Raw genomic sequence first — 18,524 nt, forward strand, 5'->3', positions numbered from 1 at the left:
TCTCCCATTGTCTTCCTGCTAAGTTCGTTGCATCAGCTTGTCACCAATTCCAGCAAGCCTTTCAAATCCATGGCAGAGCTGGACTGCGTTCCGCGCGGCAGCGTCGGCGAAACCACCAGTGCCTGCGCATGGCCTTCGAACCACACCACAAACGCTGACCTCTCCGCTTCCGCCAACCGCTGTTGGTTGATCCAGTGGTAATACGCGCCCATGTCCGCATCCACCAGCGAGCCCACGGCATCCAACTCGGTCGGTCCCTCCGCACTCGCCAGCATCTCATTCATCGGCCGCTGTCGTTGGCGCGGGGCAAACCGCACCAGCATCGTCAGAGGCTCAGCCCGCCGCAGCGCTTCACGCGCCGTCCACTGCGCAAACGTCGTGTTGAAGATCTGCGTTCCCGAACCCTCCGTAAACAGCCGCACCTGGAAGCGATCGAGCACCGCGTCGCCATCGGCGCTCATGCCCAGGTCCGCAGGTGCCAGCCGCGCCAGTCGCGTGCGCAACTCCTCCGGCCCCATGCCCGGCTGCGATACCTGCGCCTGCATAAACTGCAGCAGCCGCGATCGCACCGGTTGCAGCGAGTCGTAACTCACACTCGTCACGGCAGGTATAGCGTGGGCTGGCGCACCGCCCTCCACATACCAGTGGGCATACGGTGCAGGCTGCGTCTTCGCCCGCTCTTGCAATACAGCAAGAATCTGCTCCAGGCCACCTTCGGCCTTCACCTTGTTGAAGTACGTTCCATGCGCTCGCAGGTTACGAAACAGCGGCTCCTGATATGTCGACACACCCTGGCCAATTACAGCGATGCCCAATCGCCGCATGGGTAACGGCGCTGCAGGAGTGGCCACGCGCAACGCATCGCCATACTGCGTCGCCGCCACGCGAAACGCATCCATCTGATGCGAACTCCACAGGTACGCCGACTCCTGCTCCAGAAACTGCGAAGGCTTATTCACCCAGTCGAGCTGCTCGAAGTTTTCTGTCAGCGTCACCTGCGCGAAACCCTGAAAGATCTTCGCCAGTTGCTCCGGCGTCCGCGCCGCCAGATACTTCAGTTCGCGATCAATCGCACCGCGCTCAGCCGGAAACTTGTAGTCATACTCGATCAGCTCTCGCAGCAGGCTTGCGAGAAAACTCAACGGCAACTGCCGCAGCACCGCAAGATTCGCAACTGCCAGCGCCTTCGCCTGCGGAGGATACGCAGCAAACTGTTCTGCCTGCAGACTCTTTGGGAGCATCGGCGTCGTCATCCCAACAACTCCCGGATCGGCCGACCCTGCGACTGCGCCGCCGTGAAGCCCATCATGCCGCCGATGCTCGGCACCAAGTCAATCGACTGCACGGGGCTGTCATAGATCACGCCGGGCCGCGCACCCGCTCCCAGCGCCATCATCCACGTCGTGCGCGATGCAGGATCACCCGTCCGATGGTGTTGGAACCCATTGCCGCCCGAGTCCTCATCGCCATCACGACCGAAGTCAGGCAGAATCAGCATCGTTGTATTACCCGCATACTCCGGCTCACTTTGCACAGCCTGCCACAGCTCAGCGCACAGGCGATCCGTCCTTCGTATCGCCTCCACATACAGCGAATACGCTCCTGAATGCGCGATGTCGATGTCATGCATGGTCAGCCACACCAAGCTCGGCGACTCTTTCTTCATCAGCTGCTTCGCGATATACACCGAAAGCTCATCTGGACTCGACAGCGTCTTTGCATGAGCAGTGAAGTCCGCCACCGACAGCTTCAACACCTGCTCCAGCTGCTGCAGTTCAAACTCACCGCCACCAATCTGCGGCGCATACAGAGGCGTCTCGTAGTTGTCATGCAACAGATGCCCGAAGTCCGCGCTCGAAGCGCCCGCAGCCGCATTCAAAAGATGCTTCGGCAGAATCACACGCGCGCCCATGCCCGGTCCGTAGCCGCGCGCATCGCTCTCGCCGATACGATTAAACCCATTGCTCGGCGCCACCACCCACGCATCCGATACCGGTCTGCCAAGGTCCTTGCGAAAATATTCAAACACCGTCGGATGATCGGGCGGCACAGCTGAAAAATTATTCAGCGTCTCGTACACACCTGTTGCCAGGCTCGCCGTCGCAACGTAGTGCCCAAGGATGCCGCGGTTCGTCACTTGCGTGAAGAAGCTCGATTGCGGTATCAACTCGCCGAGCATATGCGGAATATTGATCTGCCCCTCAGGCGCAAACGTCTCCTGATCGCGAGCTCCGCCTCCGAACGTCACCACAATCACCTTGCGCTTCTTCGCCAGTCCCTGCGCCTGCAGAAACCGCCTGCCCATCAAACTCGTGCCCAGCGCCACGCCCGTTGCATCGCGCAGAAAATCGCGTCGCGTGCGGCTCAACCGACGCGCGATCTCCTGGGGCGCAAGACCGCTCATCTTCCAGTCCTCTCCGGTCATCGCGCCTGTCTTCAACATCAGTCAACTCTCCTCAAAACAATCCACCCACTACGGCTTAGTCTCGCCCGGTGCCTGCGAGCTATACACAAACTGCTGTACCGCCAGACCTTCTTTATCCGACTCAGCCATGTGCTCCGATCGTAGCTTCTGGTACACCGCAAACTCCGCCTGCGCCTTGTCCTTCTGCCCCATACGCATGTAGTCCGTGCCCAGCCGATAGTGCGCATCCGCCAGCTTCGGGCTCAGCTCCACCGCACGCGCATACTCCGGGATCGACCGCTCATACTGATGCTGGTCCGCATACAGATTGCCCAGTTGAAAATGCGCGTCCACCATCTTGTCATCGAGCGCAATCGCTCGTTGCAGCAACACCTCAACCTGCTTCCAATCCGACGCGCCCGCCTCCGCAGGCCTTCCCTTCCACAAACTCATCGCATAGTAGTACTGCGCCAGCGCGTCCTTCGGTTGCGCTTCGGCATAGCGCTCGAACCGCTTGATCACCTCATCCATCTGCGTCGGCGAACTATTCGAAGCCTTCGACAAAAAGTAATACACTCGCGCATCCGCAGGACTCAAATCCGAAGCAGTCAGGAGCGCCTTCACCGCGTCCTCATACAGTCCGCGCGCGTACAGCGAAATGCCTAACCCAATCCATGCCCGCGCTGAGGTCAGATACTTCTGCACCGCGACGTGAAAGATCTCAATCGCCGGCTCATACGTGCGATGCAGCATCAACTCGCTGCCCCAGCTAAAGAGATTCTCCTCACTCGGGTCCATATGGGCAGCCCGCTCGAACTCATTCGCCGCAGCAACATACTTGCCATCTGCTTCTTCGATCTGCCCCCGCAGGTTGTGCAGTTCGCCCGTGTCCTTCACCTTCGTCAGAGACTCCGCAACCATCCGCGCCTTCCCATATTGCTTCGTCAGCAACTCTGCCATGGCGAGATCGTAACCGTTGTCGTACGCGGACGGCTGAATGCCTTGTGCCGCTTCAAGATACGGAATGCCCTCCGATAAACGATTGGCTTGCAGCAACGCTTCCCCGAGATTGTGATTCGCCTTATAACTTCGCGGGGCCAGAGCCTGTGCTCGTTGAAACTCCTCCAAAGCCTGCTCGCCTCGTCCTATGCGCAGCAGGCTTGCAGCTAGATTCGTGTGCGCCTCTTCCGACTTCGGATTCACACGCACCGCCGACTCCAAATACCGCAAGGCCTGCGCATCCTGATGCAGCGCAGCATACGACAGTCCCAGAAGCTCATCAATCTGGAAAGTCAGGATTCCCCGCCCCACATCGCTCTCTGCGTTGCCTGCCGCCGAACCTTCTTCAAGATAGGAGCTGAGGAGACGGATCGCCTCTGCTGGCCGCCCGGCGTTGTACTCGGCCTGGGCAGCTTCAACCATCTTTTCTGGCGTCTGCCTCTCCACCTGTTGGGCCACGATAGTTCCACACAGCAGCCAGCTCGCAACGAACATCCTGCCGCCGACTCTCCCGCTCCACTTCACCCCAGCAACCTCGCCAGCTTACGTCTCTACTAACAATAATCCCCGGAAGGACGCCTCGCAGCATCCTTCCGGGGTTTAGAGCCAATCGTTAGTAGTACAACTTGAACGCCAACTGGATCTGACGCGGATCGTTCGGGTTATCTCGAGTCGATCCAATCGCTCCGAAGTTCGCATTGTTGAAGGTACCTGAACCACTGATCGCGACAACACCGTTGCCACCAAACCCAGGAGCACTGAAGTTCGGATGGTTCACGATATTGAAGAACTCAGCCCGGAACTGACCGCGGAACCGCTGGCTGAACTTCATGTCCTTGAATAGCGAGAAGTCCAGACGGTGGAAGCCAGGCCCAACAGTCGTCCCCTGTGAATCTCCGAGAGCCGCACTGCCTGTCAGCGGTACGCATCCTGCAGGCAGGTTCGGAGTCACCGGCTGGCCGTTCGCTCCCAGTTCGCACGGCTGAGCAAACGCAGCGGGGTTGTTGAGCCATTTGGGTCCGGTAAACGTCGGTGTGCTGACGAGTTTGATGCCAAGATCCGGATTTTGCCCTGCAACTCGAATCGCATTGCAGTTCGTTCCGGCAGTCGTTGCAACCGGGCAACCTAACGTAATCGGCTGACCACCTTGCAGCGTGAGGATGTAGTTCAAAGACCATCCCCCTGCGAGGGCGTTGACCGCCTTACCGCTCGACGCAAGGAACTTCTTGCCGGACCCGAACGGAAGCTCGTACCCGCCACTGAGGTGCAACACCTGACGGATATCGAAGGGTGCAGGGCCGTAGTCGAAGCTTGGTCCGAGCCCCGGTACCGCCGGTGCACGATAGCCGCCCAGACTGCCGCCGTTCAACAGATCACCCGCATCGGTCAACGTCTTCGAGTAGGTGTAAGCGAAGAGGAAGGTCAGACCGTTCATGTAATGCTGTTCTAGCTTCGTCTGCAGACCGTTGTAGTTGCTGTAGCCAACCGTCGACTGGTAGCTGCCGTTCTGAGCGAAGTCGGGGAACGGAATCGTGCCGCCGGCTCCCGGCGAAGTTGTGTTCTTCACGCTGGGTGTGTTTGCAGCCAGCAGCGCCGTCACATTGTTGTTGCCGACGCCTGCCTGCAGATGCTGCGCCTGCGTAAAGACATACGCCACCGTCGCAGACAAGCTCCGCGTCAGAGAGTACTCGACACTGAGGTTGGTGCTCAGCACACGCGGTGTCTTGTAAGCAAACTGGAGACCTTCGAGCGCCAGTCCTGCGGGATTCACAAGAGCAGGATTGAAGCTGAAGCAGGAAAGACCGGATTTGATGGTTGCCGTGCCTCCTGGACCAGCCGTTGCACAATTGGCATACGCCGTGTTGTAGCTGACAGGAGCAACGCCGGATTCACCAGGATTCGTACCCGCCGTCTGTCCCGAATAATTGAACTGGAACTGGAACGGATAGTTCTCGCCGATGTTCGGGCCGTAGCCCTGGTTCTCAAACGAGTTGAAGAAGTAACCAAAACCTGACCGAATCACCAGCTTATTCGAGGCCTGGTACGCCACACCGATACGCGGAGCAACGTTGGTCTTCTGCGTCTGCACAAGTCCCTGTCCGAACTGATCCGTCTGCTCTAGCTTGATACCGTCCTTCGCCAGCAGATTGTAGAAATTCGGATACGTTGTCTGGACGTTGGCATCGGCCTTACCGCTGGCCGGAATCAGGTAGGTCGGCGTCCCATTAGGAGGTCCGCTCGGCACAAAGTTCGCCTGGCCTCCGTTCGTCTCACGGATGGGCGAGAAGTAATCGTAACGAACACCCAGGTTGAAAGTCAGCTTGGAAGTCGCCTTCCAATCATCCTGAATATAGCCAGCAAGGTATGTGCGGTAGTCATAAGTCTTGCTTTCGTTCGAAGCATTGACCGAATCCGCGCCACCCGAGTAGCTGAAGCCGTTGGGCAGCGTTGAGGCCGTCGGTGTGATCACGAACTGCGCCAGGCCAGTCGTGTTCGTATTCTGTGCGGGCACATCCGTGTAGGTACCGTTGTAGTCGAAGTCGCCATGAGAGTACGGCGGCTGCAGCACATCGTTCTTTACCAGCTGCGACTCAATGCCAGCCTTGAAGCTGTGGCTCCGGTAGATCTTCGTGAAGTCATCTGTGATCTGCAGTGTCTGGCTGGTCTCGTCCGAAGGTAGATAGGCGTTGGTGCCCAGCGTCGACAGTCCACCAAACGTGATCTCTGGCAGACCGCCGTTCTCCGCGAACTGTGGGATGCCCTGGATGCCGTACTGCGCGGGAATACCGCTGACCGAACCTTCAGGACCGAAGCGCGTCGTGTGCAGGTGGTTGAATCCAACATGCAGCACGTTGATGGTCGAGGGCGTAAAGACGTGCGTGTAACCCACGACCGACTGATTCGAGTGGGCCGTCTGTGTTCCCTGTTGGAAGGCGCCGCCATCGGCAATGCCTCCAAAAACTCCAGGGATGATCTGAGGATCGTCTACGTAGCTGAAGCGAGCGAAGACCTGGTCCTTCGGGCTGGGGTTGTAGTCCACGCGGATATCAAACGCATCGCGATGCTCGTAGAGCGCCGGGCTCGCCACGTAGTTATTCGTGAAGCCGGTGTTCGTTGGCTTCGGATACAGAGACAGAATCTTTTGCGCTACGGGATCAAGCCGCCCCCCGGGAACCTGGTTCAGATTGCAGCCGCCCAACGTGAAGTTCTGCGTGCTGGCCACACACGTTCCAAACGGATCACGCACATAACCCGACTGCGTTGCAGCGAGTCCAGACACCGGATCGACCTGACCTGCCGTTACCTGGCGAGTCGTTGCAGGGTCGAGCACTGTTCCGCGCGGAATGTTGCGATTCAGATAGTCGACCTGGGGCGTAGTCCCTGCCTGCCCGTTGATCAGGTCGGCCAGATTGCTGTAGTTGCTACTGGTCTCACCTGCCGTAGGAACCGTCGCGGTCGTCGTCTGGCCTTGTACGCGGCGCAGACCTTCATAATCGCCAAAGAAGAAGAGCTTGTCCTTGATGATGCGGCCACCGACAGACGCGCCAAACTGGTTCTGACGGAATGCCGCCTTCTTCCCACCTTGTGGCTCGAAGAAGTCCTTCGCGTCCAGCACATCGTTGCGGAAAAACTCCCACACCGAACCGTGCAAGCTGTTTGTACCCGATTTAATCGTGGCGTTCAAAACAGCACCGGCCGAACGCCCCAACTCGGCACTGAAGTCGGCCGTCTGCACCTTGAACTCAGCGATAGCATCCAGCGGAGGCAGCACAACGAAGTTGGTGCCGTTCAAAAAGTCGACCGCATTCGAGTTGTTGTCGATGCCATCAAGAAGGTAGTTGTTCTGCGCGGGACGAAGTCCGTTCGCCGAAAACGCGCCCGAACTGCCGTTGCCGCGTGTATCCGCCTGAGCCGACTGCGTGCCGGCACCCAGCTGTGCCAGAAACGTAAAGTTGCGGCCGTTCAACGGAAGCGCATTAATCGTCTGCTCCGTCACCACCTGGCCCACCGAAGAATCGTCTGTCTGCAGAGTGGGCGGCGCTGTCGTTACCTCGACCGTCTCGGTCGCCGCGCCCAGCTTCATCGCCACGTTTACCTGCAGCTTCTGCGACACGTTCACCGTCAGGTTCTGCTGCGTCGTCTTCGCAAAGCCATTTGCCGTCACCGAAACCTGGTAGTGACCGATGCGGACAGGCTGGAAGGTATACTCGCCAGCCTCGTTGGTCGTCGCCTGTGTGGTCAGGCCTACGTCCGTGTTCACCAGCGTCACCGACGCATTCGGCACAGCCGCGCCTGTTGAATCGGTCACTGTGCCGGTGATGGCACCTTCATCCACCTGGGCATTTGCGCGCGAGGCCGATAGCATCACGATGCATATGAGAGCGGTCATCAACACGCTCAGTCTCTTCATCCATCCCTGCGGCTTGCCATCTAGCGCTTTGCGATTGTGCTTCATTTCGCTGTCTCTCCTAAAGGGTCCTGCTGTCGTCCGTATCAGGTCGTTTCGTATCGTTGCTGCATATCTTGGTCGCGTTCGAAGGAGAAACCGGCTGTCCGGTTTTTCACGTCTCTGCAAGCGGTTACATTTGGTGCACACGAACATTAGCCCCATTGCCGTTTTCGTGTCAACCTAATTGACGAGAAACCTCTAGTTCATTTGAACCAGCGCGCCGTAGTGCCGATGCTATCCTTCAATCGCAAGGCCAGCCCTCCCCCTCATGCCACGTCCAGCTACCCCCAGAAACCTCTTCTCACGCCGCGAACTCCTTCGAAATCTGGGGCTCGCCCCGCTCATGCTCAGGCCGTCACCCCTCTTCGGAGCCAGCCTCTTCACCGACCTCCTCGCTCCTGCAGCCCCGGCCTTCGCCTTCGCAGAAACCCGCTACAAACCTCACTATCCGCTGCCTTCCGACCTCGCCGACGTCCTCGCCCTCGTCCCTCCCGGCTCCGACGACTACCTCACCGAGTGCTACGCCTTCGAGATCACCGCCCAGCTCCAGCAGCTCGGTCGCGCCCTGCAGCACGCCCCCACTGACCTCGCTCTCCTCTCCAGCCTCCTGCCCGACATCTTCGACGCCTCCTCGCTCACCCCGCTGCGGACCGCCCCCATCCGCTCCGGCTTCGGCCTCGACATCATCGAACGAACCTTCGCCCCTGCTTCCTCGCACACCCGCGAGCAGTTCCTCCAATCCTTCTCCGCCTGGCTCGGCCCGCTCTCACGCATCGAGACCACCGAGTTCGAAATCTTCGCCCTCACGCCCACGAACGCCTCGCCCCTCACCGTCGAGCTCTCCCTCCGCTACAATCTCGTCGCCACTCAACATGACGCCCACCGGCAGGAGCGCGTCGGCACCTGGCACCTCACCTGCACCCAAACCTCCGCCGGCACCTGGCTCATCCACCGCCTGCAGGCCGACCCCGAAACCCTCGCCCTCGGCGACGCCACCGGCTTCGTCGACATCACTCCACAGGCCCTTGGCAGCATCGACTCCTACCAACGCCAGTTCCTCCCCGGCGTCGATCACTGGCGCACCGTCCTCGACGGAGCCCTCGGCACCGACCTCTACGCCAACAACGGCATCGCCGCCGGAGACTTCGACAACGACGGCTTCGACGACCTCTACATCTGCCAGCCCTCCGGCCTGCCCAACCGCCTCTATCGCAACCGCGGCGACGGCTCCTTCGAAGATGTCACCGACAAAGCCGGCGTCGGCGTCCTCGATAACACCGCCTGCGCGCTCTTCGCCGACTTCGACAACCGTGGCCTGCAGGACCTCCTCGTCGTCTGCGGCAGCGGCCCGCTGCTCTTTCAAAATCAAGGCGACGGCACCTTCGCACTCAAGCGCGATGCCTTCCAGTTCGCCCACGCTCCCGAAGGCACTTTCACCCACGCCGCACTCGCCGACACCAACAACGACGGCCGTCTCGACATCTACCTCTGCACCTACCAGTACTACCTCGGCCTCGACCAGTACCACTACCCCGCGCCGTACTACGACGCGCGCAACGGCCCCGCCAACTTCCTCCTGCGCAACACCGGCGGCGGCAAATTCATCGACGCCACCGAAGCCTCCGGCCTCAACGCCGACAACAACCGCTACAGCTTCGCCTGCGCCTTCGGTGACTCCAACAACAACGGTCACCCCGACCTCGTCATCGCCAACGACTTCGGCACCTCGCAGCTCTATCGCAACAACGGCGACGGCACTTACACCGTCGCCTCCCGCGACTCCCACATCGAAGACGTCGGTGCCGGCATGTCCGCCACCTGGTCCGACTTCAACAACGACGGCCACCAGGACATCTACATCAGCAGCATGTGGGAGGCCGCAGGCCAGCGCGTCTCCACGCAGCCGCAGTTCCATCCCGAAGCCTCGCCGCACATCCGCTCGCTCTATCAGCGCCACGCCCGCGGCAACGCCATGTACGTCAACCACGGCGACGGCACCTTCGAAAACGCAGGCACAAAAACCAACACCGCCATGGGCCGCTGGTCCTGGTCCGCCGATTTCTGGGACGTCGATCACGACGGCTTCCCCGACCTCTACGTCACCAACGGCTATATCTCCGCGCCCAATCAGGACGACCTCGCCAGCTTCTTCTGGCGGCAGGTCGTCGCCAAGTCTCCCGACGACGCCACCCCACTCCACGCCTACGAGCACGGCTGGAACGCCATCAACGAGCTCGTCCGCTCCGACAGCTCCTGGAACGCCTTCGAGCGCAACGTCCTGTTCGCCAACAATCGCAACGGCACCTTCTCCGAGGTCTCCGGCGTCCTCGGCCTCGACTGCCTCGAAGACAGCCGCTCTTTCGCGCTCGCCGACATCGATCACGACGGTCGCCTCGAAGTCATCCTCAAAAATCGCAACGCCCCCCAGCTCCGCATCCTCCGCAACAACATGCAGAACCTCGGCGACTCGCTCATCCTTCGCCTGCGCGGTCACAAATCCAACCGCGACGCCGTCGGTGCCTCCGTTACCTTGCAGTCCGGCGACCTCAAGCAGACGCGCTACCTGCAGGCAGGCTCAGGCTTCCTCGCACAGCACTCGAAGGAACTCGTCTTCGGCCTCGGCAAATCCGCAGCAACCATCACCGCAGTCGTCCGCTGGCCCAGCGGCCTCACCCAAACCTTCGTAGCGCTTCCCGCCAACCATCGCATCGAGCTTGAAGAAGGCAACGACACACCCATCGTCAAACCCTTCGCAACTCCACCCGCTGCCTACCTCAAACCCGCGCCCCCACCGCAGCTCGCACCACTTCCCGACATCGTCGAAACGTGGCTCATCACGCCGCTCAAAGCGCCCGACTTCTCTCTGCCCGCACTCGACGGCACCACCCACACCCTCAAGCAGCATCTCGGCACCTTCACGCTGCTGCATCTCTGGTCGTCCACCGTCCCCGGCAGCGCGGAGCAGCTTCATCATCTCCAGCAAGCCGCCAGCAAACTCCAGATCGTCGCCCTCAACATCGACGACGCCGACCACGTCGCCGCAGCCCGCACCGTTGCGAAACAATCCGGCCTCACCCTGCCCATCCTCTTCGCGACAGAAGACGTCGCAGGCATCTACAACCTCCTCTTCCGCTACCTCTATGACCGCCGCCGCGACCTCGCCCTACCCACCTCCTTCCTGCTCGATAGCGAGGGCATGATCCTCAAGGTCTATCAAGGCCCCGTCGATACCGCCCATCTCCTGAACGACATCCGCATATCCCCCAAAACCCCCGCCGCGCGCGAAGCTCTCGCTCTGCCCTTCAAAGGCCAGCGCATCACCGGAGCCTTCGAACGCAACGACTTTACCTACGGCATCGCCATGTTCCAGCACGGCTATCTCGATCAGGCAGCCGACTCCTTCCAGCAGGTCGTCGCCGCGCAGCCCAACAACCCCGAAGCCTTCTACAACCTCGGCACGCTCGACCTCCGTCGCAACAACCTTGATTCAGCCCGCCAGCATCTGGAACGCGCCCTGCAACTCCGCCCCGGCTATCCCGAAGCCCTCAACAACCTCGGCATGATCGCCGCCCAGCAAGGCAACACCGCCGTCGCCGTCGATCACTTCCAGCAATCGATCAAGCAGAACCCAACCTACGAGATTGCGCTCCTCAACCTCGGCAACATCTACCGCCGTCAGGGCGACTACACCCGCGCTCTCGACACCCTCTCGCGCGCGCTCGCTCTCCAGCCCAACGACCCCGAAGCCAACTACGCTCTCGGCATGTTGAACGCACAACAGAACCAGCTCGCCCCCGCAGCCGACTACCTGCAAAAGGCCATCGCGCTCCGCCCCATCTACCCCGAAGCTCTCAACAACCTCGGCATCATCAACGTCCGTCTGCAGAATCTCGATAAGGCCCGCAACCTCTTCGAGACCGCCATCCGCGTCGCCCCGAACAACGATCAGGCCTACCTCAACCTCGCCCGCCTCTACGTCCTGCAAGACAACAAACCAAAGGCCCGCGAGGTCCTGCAAAACCTCCTCCACCTCCAACCCCAAAATCCCAAAGCCACCCAGGCCCTCGACCTCCTGCAATAAAAGATGTGACCACCCCAAAAATGCTCGTCATCTCGACCGGAGCAACCAGTTTCATCGCCTCGCACAAATGCTTGTCATCTCGACCGGAGGCGCGCTTTTGCGCCTCAGTGGAGAGACCCCTGTATTGACAGCAGCGATATGCGAAGCACGAGCCTGAATGCCTTACTTCGCGTCCTTCGCGCCTACCTTAGCGTCCTTTGCGTTCAAAGCCTTTGCACTTATCACTAACCCCTTGCCACTCGTCACTTCTCTATAATTCCGCCATGCAACGTCGTCGCTTCCTCGGCTCCTCTCTCACGCTCCTCGGAGCAGCCCTCACCGACGCCCTCGCCACGCCCCTCTGGCGCTGGAAGCACACCCTCACCGTAGAAGCCGCCGAAACAAATGGCGTGCAATTCGTAGACGTCGCCAAGCAAGCCGGTCTCAACGTCACCAATGTCTGGGGAGGCATCGACCACAAGCGCTCCATCATCGAAACCAAGGGCAGCGGCCTCGCCTTCTTCGACTTCGACAACGATGGCTGGCTCGACATCTATCTCACCAACGGCAACCGCCTCGACACCACCTGGCCCAAGGGTCAAGCCCCCACCGCGCATCTATTCAAAAACAATCGCGACGGCACCTTCACCGACGTCACGGAAAAATCCGGCCTCGGCATCACCGGCTGGCACACCGGCGTCTGTGTCGGCGACTACGACAACGATGGCTTCGACGATCTCTTCGTCTGCTACCTCGGCCACAACCGCCTCTTTCACAACAACGGCAACGGCACCTTCACCGACGTCACCAAAAAGGCTGGCCTCTACGAAGAGAAAGGCCGCTGGGGTTCGGGCTGCTCCTTCCTCGACTACGACCGCGACGGCCACCTTGACCTCTTCGTCTGCAACTACATCCAGCTCGACCCCGACCACGTCCCCACCGAAAGCGAAACCCACTTCTGCCAGTGGAAGGGCGTGCCCATCATGTGCGGCCCGCGCGGCCTGCCCGCAGGCACCAATCTCCTCTATCGCAACAACGGCGACGGCACCTTCACCGACGTCAGCGAAAAGTCCGGCATCCTCAAGCCCGGCCCACGCTACTCCATCACCTCCGTCTCCTACGACTTCGACAACGACGGTTGGCCCGACATCTACATCGCCGTCGACTCCCAACCCAGCATCCTCTTCCAGAACAACCACGACGGCACCTTCACCGACATCGCCGTCATGGCCGGCTGCGCCTACAACGAAGACGGCCACGAGCAGGCAGGCATGGGCGTCGCCGTCGCCGACTACGACTGCGATGGTTTCTTCGACATCTTCAAGACCAACTTCGTCGACGACACCAGCAACCTCTACCACAACAACGGCGACGGCACCTTCACCGACCTCACCCAACCCTCCGGCATCAGCGTGAACTCCCGCTACGTCGCCTGGGGCTGCGGCTTTATCGACATCGACAACGACGGCTGGCAGGACATCCTGCAGGTCAACGGCCACGTCTACCCCGAGGTCGACCGTTACAGCTTCGGCGAGTCCTTCAAGAACCCCCGCGTCCTCTACCGAAACCTCGGCAACGGCAAGTTCAAGGACATCTCCGCCACCTCCGGCCCCGGCATCAGTGAACGCTTCTCCAGCCGCGGCGCAGCCTTCGGCGACTACCTCAACAACGGCAGCATCTCCGCCCTCGTCCTCAACCTCAACGACCCACCCTCGCTGCTTCGCAATGAGGCCCCCACCACCAACAACTGGATCAAGCTCAAGCTCATCGGCACCCACTGCAACCGCACCGCCATCGGCGCGCGCGTCCGCGTCATTACCGGCAAACACATCCAGATGGACGAAGTCGCCAGCGGCACCAGCGTCATGAGCCAGAACGACCTCCGCCTGCACTTCGGCCTCGGTGCCGCCACCACCGCCGACGTGATCGAAGTTAAATGGCCCACCACCCAAAAAGTAGAGCGCTTCCCCAAAGTCGCCGCCAACCAGATCCTCACCATCCGCGAAGGCGCAGGCATCATCAACACCTACAAACCCAAACCCGCCTGACTACTGCACCCCCACCGCCCCATCCTTCGCAAACAAAAACTGCTTCACGCTCCTCCGCTCCTTCTCCGTCGCCGCCGCCTGCTCGCGCTTCACCCGATCATGCTCTGCAAACGCAGCCTTCGCCTCCTCCGCCTTCCCCAGCCGGTCATACGCCACCGCCAGCCGATAATACGCATCCGCCAGCCCTGGTTCCGCCGCAATCGCCTGTTTGTACAGCACAATCGCCTCGGCCAAATCCTTCCGCCCCGCCGCCATCACCCCCAGCTGCAACTCCGCCTCCGCACATTTCGGATCGAGCCGCACCGCCTGCTTGAACATCCCCTCCGCGCGCGCATCCCCCGCCTTCAGCAGAGCCATCGCATACAGATAACTCGCCTCCGCACTCTCTGGCCGCATCTTCACAAACCGCGCCAGCCGAGCCTCCGCACATGCCAGCACCCCCGGCGCCGCCATCTGCACCTTGCCAAGAAACTCATACGGCACCACGTCCGCCGTATCCAGGTCCGAAGCCGCACATAACCTCTCCGCCGCCTCGTCATACCGAGCCCCCGCAAACAGCGCCGTCCCCAATCCCGCCTGCATCCTCACCGACCGCGGATACGCCGCCGCCCCCTTGCGAAACACCGTCTCCGCCTGCCACACCGCCCGATGCACCAGCAGCTCCGATCCCCACGCAAACAGGTTCGCCTCACTCGGCTCCACCGTCGCCGCCTTCTCCAACTCCCTCACCGCCGTCAGCGGATCGCCCTTCGCCTCATCGCGTTCCCCCGCCAGCCGATACGCCTCCCCCGCACCACTCCCCGCACTCGCACCCTTCAGCCCCGCCGTCGCACTCGCCAGTGACTCGCTCGTCCGCAGCGTCGCATCCGACCCATGCCCACCCACCGCCGTCCAGTCCGTCACCCCCGCCACCTTCATCTGCGGCGCGTCTTCAAACTCCATCGCATCCGCTGCAGGCTTCTTCGCCTCCGGCTTTTGCGGAGCACTCGCCTGCCCCAGCGCACACCAGGTCATCCCACCCACCAGCACCACACTCAACGTCTTTGAAAACAAACCACGCATCGTGCAGCCACTATATCTCCATTTCCGCGGCCATGAATCGCCCCTTTCCCTTCCCCATGAATTGTCATCTCCACCGACCTGCGAACCCACCGATAGGAAGTGTCATTGCGATGCGGAGTGGAGAAACCCCTGCATTTGCAAAAGCGAGAGGCGAAGCCGCGAGCCTGTCCACACTCCTGGCTCGTCCACTCCTCGCTACAGGCTGAACAGCCGCGTGCCCCCTCCATACGCAACCTGGTCGCAGATGGGTGGACGTAACCCCGCACCGAACCACCCACAACCGCCTGTCTAGCCAGCGCATTTCCTCGCCCCTCTTCTCAACTCTCTCTTCCCAGGTCTACTATTCAACCACTTGACGGCAACCGTTTGTCTACTACGCAACGACCGCAACCAAGGACGCCTATGCTCACCCGCACTCTCCTCCTCGCCACGCTCGCTCTCTCCTCGCTCGCCACCTTCGCCCAGGCCCCGCACCCGCTCTCCGCAGCCGACCAGCAGCACGTCGACGACCTCATCCACAAGATGTCCCTCGACCAGAAGCTCGACTACATCGGCGGCACCGGCTTCGGCATCCGCGCCGTTCCCGAGCTCGGCCTGCCCGCCATCAATATGTCCGATGGCCCCTACGGCACCCGCTCCAACTCCGGCTTCCCCTCCACCACCTACGCTGCAGGCATCGGCCTCGCCGCCTCGTGGGACCCCGCCCTCGCCGCCCGCGTCGGCGCTGGCATCGGTCGCGACGCCCGCGCCCGCGACGTCCATTACATGCTCGGCCCCGGCGTCAACATCTATCGCTCGCCCCGCAACGGTCGCAACTTCGAATACTTCGGCGAAGATCCCTTCCTCGCCTCGCAGATCGCCGTCGGCTACATCGAAGGCATGCAGAAACAGGGCGTCTCCGCCACCATCAAGCACTTCATCGCCAACAACTCCGAGTACCTCCGCCACGACTCCAACTCCCTCGTCGATGAGCGCGCCCTCCGCGAGATCTATCTGCCCAGCTTTGAAGCCGGGGTCACCCAGGCCCACGTCGGCGCCATCATGGACTCCTATAACCTCATCAACGGCCAGCACGCCACCCAGAATGGCTACCTCAACACCGACATCGTCCGCAACGAGTGGCACTACCCTTACACCGTCATGTCCGACTGGGACGCCACCTACGACGGCATCGCTGCGGCCAACAACGGTCTTGACATCGAAGAGCCCAGCGGCAAATTCATGAACCGCGCTGATCTCGCCGCCGCCATCAAGTCCGGCAAGGTCACCGAAACCACCATCGACCTCAAGCTGCGCCACCTGCTCACCACCGACGTCGCCTTCGACTGGATCAGCTTCGGCCCCGACGGTGCCGTCCACGCCCGCAATCAGCAGGACCCCTCCATCTCCGTCGTCGACGCCGCCAACAACGAGGTGGCCCTCGACTCCGCCCGTGAAGCCATCGTTCTACTCAAAAACGAAGGTCACCTGCTTCCGCTCAACCCGACAAAACTCAAGACCGTTCTCGTCGTTGGCCCCAACGCCTACCCCGGCGTTCCCGTCGGCGGCGGCAGCGCAGGCGTCGTTCCCTTCCATCTCGTCTCCGACGTCGAAGGTCTCACCTCCGTCCTCGGCCCCAACGTCAACGTCCTCTACGACCGCGGCCTGCCCACCCTCGGCCACCTCGCCAACAACACTGCGTTCACCACTAAGGAGCGTAACGGCGAACCCGGCGTCACCCTCGAAAGCTTCGCCAACGACAAGCTCGAAGGCAAGTCCACCAAGCAGAACGTCCCCCACATCACCCTCGACGGCATCAGCATGAAGGAACTCATCGCCAATCTCGACGCCCTGATGCCCACGCTCTTCAGCACCCCGCCCAAGTCCATCTCGCACCGCTTCACCGGCTTCTACACCGCCGCCAAAGACGGTCGCTACATCGTCACCCTTGAGAACGGCGGCGAAGGCAACGGCGCCCGCGTCTACGTCGATGGCAAGCTCCTCTACGACGGCTGGGCCCTCGTCCGCGCCTTCCAGCCCGCCTACACTCTCACGCTCTCCGCTGGCCCGCACAAGGTCGTCGTGGAAGAGTGGCAGCGCGGCGTCATCGGCGGACACATGCTCTTCGCCGTCACCCCTGCCTCCGAGATCGTCGACCCCCACGCCCTCGAACTCGCCTCGAAGGCCGATGTTGTTATCGTCGCCGCTGGCTTCCAGCAGGAGAGCGAATCCGAAGGCGGCGACCGCACCTTCAATCTGCCCTACGGCGAAGACGAGCTCATCAACGCCATGGCCTCCGCTAACCCCAAAACCATCGTCGCCATCACCGCCGGCGGCAACGTCGACTCCAACGCCTGGCTCGACCACGTCCCCGCTGTCCTCCAGACCTGGTACGGCGGCCAGCAGGGTGGCACCGCCCTCGCCGAAGTCCTCTCCGGCAAGATCGACCCCTCCGGCCACCTCCCCATCACCTTCGAGCGCCACGCCGAAGACAACCCCACCTTCGCCGACTATTACCCCGCTGAAGGTTCCATCGACGTCCACTACAACACCGGCATCTACGTCGGCTACCGTGGCTACGAGAAGGCCCACACCAAGCCGCTCTTCCCCTTCGGCTACGGCCTCTCCTACACCACCTTCAAACTCTCAAAGCTGACCGTCACCCCTGAGCTCTCCGCGAAGGAACCCCACGTCACCGTCTCCTTCGACGTCACCAACACCGGCAAGGTCGCCGGAGCCGACGTCGCCCAGGTCTACGTCTCCGACACCCACGCCCCCGTCGACCGCCCCGAGCACGAGCTCAAGGGCTTCGAGCGCGTCCAGCTGGCCGCCGGCCAGACCAAACACGTCTCCGTCACCCTCACCCCGCGCTCCTTCGCCTACTACGACGTAGCCGCCAAAAAGTGGACCATCGCCCCCGGCGACTTTGCCATCCACGTAGGCGACAACCTCGAAAACCTCACCCTCCACTCCACAGTAAAAATCCCTGCAACCGAAGTCCCTGCCTCCACCTTCTAATCCACCGCACGTTCACAAGAAAGCAATCGGCCCGGAGATACCTCTCTCCGGGCCGATTGCTTATCTTCCCACCCCACCTTTTGCTTGCCCCCTCGGAGGGAATCTGCATTTGCCTTTGCCATCCCGCGCCACAACTCGGGTACCCCGACGCTTCAGCGTCGGGTCTCATACATCCGATAAGAGGCTAGGGCTTTAGCCCCAGGGTTTGCCTTCTTCCACCCTCCCATACTGCACGGCGGATGTGAGAAGCACGATCGTATCGCCTCATCCGACCCAAATTTCCTGTCAAGCCCCCAAAAGCATCTCAAACAGAAATCGCCAATATCCACGCGCCTTTTCACTCAAAAAACAAATGGATGTTTACCCCTTCCGACTCGCTACAATAGAAATAGAGAGAAAAAACCGCCAGGGTCTAAACCCGTTGGCGGCTTTTTCACACCCAGGAAACAGACCTTCTTCACCGCCCTCCAGACCTAACCCACCTCAAATGAAGACTTTGAGACC

At 61.2% G+C, this 18,524-nt stretch carries 8 protein-coding genes; 3 read left to right on the forward strand and 5 right to left on the reverse strand.

Translation table 11 applies throughout. The features are described 5' to 3' along the window. Positions 1-32: 32 nt before the first annotated feature. From OHL14_RS06875 to OHL14_RS06890, 4 genes are all read right to left on the reverse strand, one after another. Positions 33-1,253: a hypothetical protein gene (locus tag OHL14_RS06875; RefSeq protein ID WP_263378592.1), complete on the reverse strand. Its 1,221-nt coding sequence runs from the start codon at positions 1,251-1,253 to the stop codon at positions 33-35. Then, positions 1,250-2,443, reverse strand: coding sequence for an alkaline phosphatase family protein (locus tag OHL14_RS06880; protein WP_263378593.1), 1,194 nt, complete (start codon positions 2,441-2,443; stop codon positions 1,250-1,252). The genes OHL14_RS06875 and OHL14_RS06880 overlap by 4 nt, the downstream gene beginning before the upstream one ends. 30 nt (positions 2,444-2,473) lie before the next feature. Continuing rightward, the gene (locus tag OHL14_RS06885; RefSeq protein ID WP_263378594.1) at positions 2,474-3,898 is read right to left on the reverse strand and encodes a tetratricopeptide repeat protein; all 1,425 of its coding nucleotides are present in this window, start codon (positions 3,896-3,898) and stop codon (positions 2,474-2,476) included. Positions 3,899-4,016: 118 nt separating this feature from the next. Beyond that, complete coding sequence (locus tag OHL14_RS06890) at positions 4,017-7,859, reverse strand: TonB-dependent receptor (protein ID WP_263378595.1); 3,843 nt, start codon at positions 7,857-7,859, stop codon at positions 4,017-4,019. 262 nt (positions 7,860-8,121) lie between these two features. On the opposite strand from OHL14_RS06890, the gene OHL14_RS06895 reads away from it, so the two are divergent. Next, positions 8,122-11,934: an FG-GAP-like repeat-containing protein gene (locus OHL14_RS06895; protein ID WP_263378596.1), complete on the forward strand. Its 3,813-nt coding sequence runs from the start codon at positions 8,122-8,124 to the stop codon at positions 11,932-11,934. Positions 11,935-12,197: 263 nt separating this feature from the next. Beyond that, positions 12,198-13,961 (forward strand): CRTAC1 family protein, encoded by a 1,764-nt coding sequence (locus OHL14_RS06900; RefSeq protein ID WP_263378597.1) that lies wholly within the window; start codon positions 12,198-12,200, stop codon positions 13,959-13,961. Here the strand turns inward: OHL14_RS06900 and OHL14_RS06905 are convergent, their stop codons facing one another. Further along, positions 13,962-15,023 (reverse strand): tetratricopeptide repeat protein, encoded by a 1,062-nt coding sequence (locus OHL14_RS06905; RefSeq protein WP_263378598.1) that lies wholly within the window; start codon positions 15,021-15,023, stop codon positions 13,962-13,964. A 402-nt stretch (positions 15,024-15,425) separates the two neighbouring features. Between OHL14_RS06905 and OHL14_RS06910 the strand changes: the two genes are divergently transcribed. Further along, positions 15,426-18,020, forward strand: coding sequence for a beta-glucosidase (locus OHL14_RS06910; RefSeq protein WP_263378599.1), 2,595 nt, complete (start codon positions 15,426-15,428; stop codon positions 18,018-18,020). Positions 18,021-18,524 lie beyond the last annotated feature (504 nt).

Source organism: Granulicella paludicola, assembly GCF_025685545.1.
Lineage (GTDB): Bacteria > Acidobacteriota > Terriglobia > Terriglobales > Acidobacteriaceae > Granulicella > Granulicella paludicola.

Bases quoted from the DNA above. Each gene is read 5' to 3' on its own strand.
- OHL14_RS06875 (WP_263378592.1), bottom strand. From the start codon at position 1,253: ATGACGACGCCGATGCTCCCAAAGAGTCTGCAGGCAGAACAGTTTGCT.
- OHL14_RS06880 (WP_263378593.1), bottom strand. From the start codon at position 2,443: ATGTTGAAGACAGGCGCGATGACCGGAGAGGACTGGAAGATGAGCGGT.
- OHL14_RS06885 (WP_263378594.1), bottom strand. From the start codon at position 3,898: ATGTTCGTTGCGAGCTGGCTGCTGTGTGGAACTATCGTGGCCCAACAG.
- OHL14_RS06890 (WP_263378595.1), bottom strand. From the start codon at position 7,859: ATGAAGCACAATCGCAAAGCGCTAGATGGCAAGCCGCAGGGATGGATG.
- OHL14_RS06895 (WP_263378596.1), top strand. From the start codon at position 8,122: ATGCCACGTCCAGCTACCCCCAGAAACCTCTTCTCACGCCGCGAACTC.
- OHL14_RS06900 (WP_263378597.1), top strand. From the start codon at position 12,198: ATGCAACGTCGTCGCTTCCTCGGCTCCTCTCTCACGCTCCTCGGAGCA.
- OHL14_RS06905 (WP_263378598.1), bottom strand. From the start codon at position 15,023: ATGCGTGGTTTGTTTTCAAAGACGTTGAGTGTGGTGCTGGTGGGTGGG.
- OHL14_RS06910 (WP_263378599.1), top strand. From the start codon at position 15,426: ATGCTCACCCGCACTCTCCTCCTCGCCACGCTCGCTCTCTCCTCGCTC.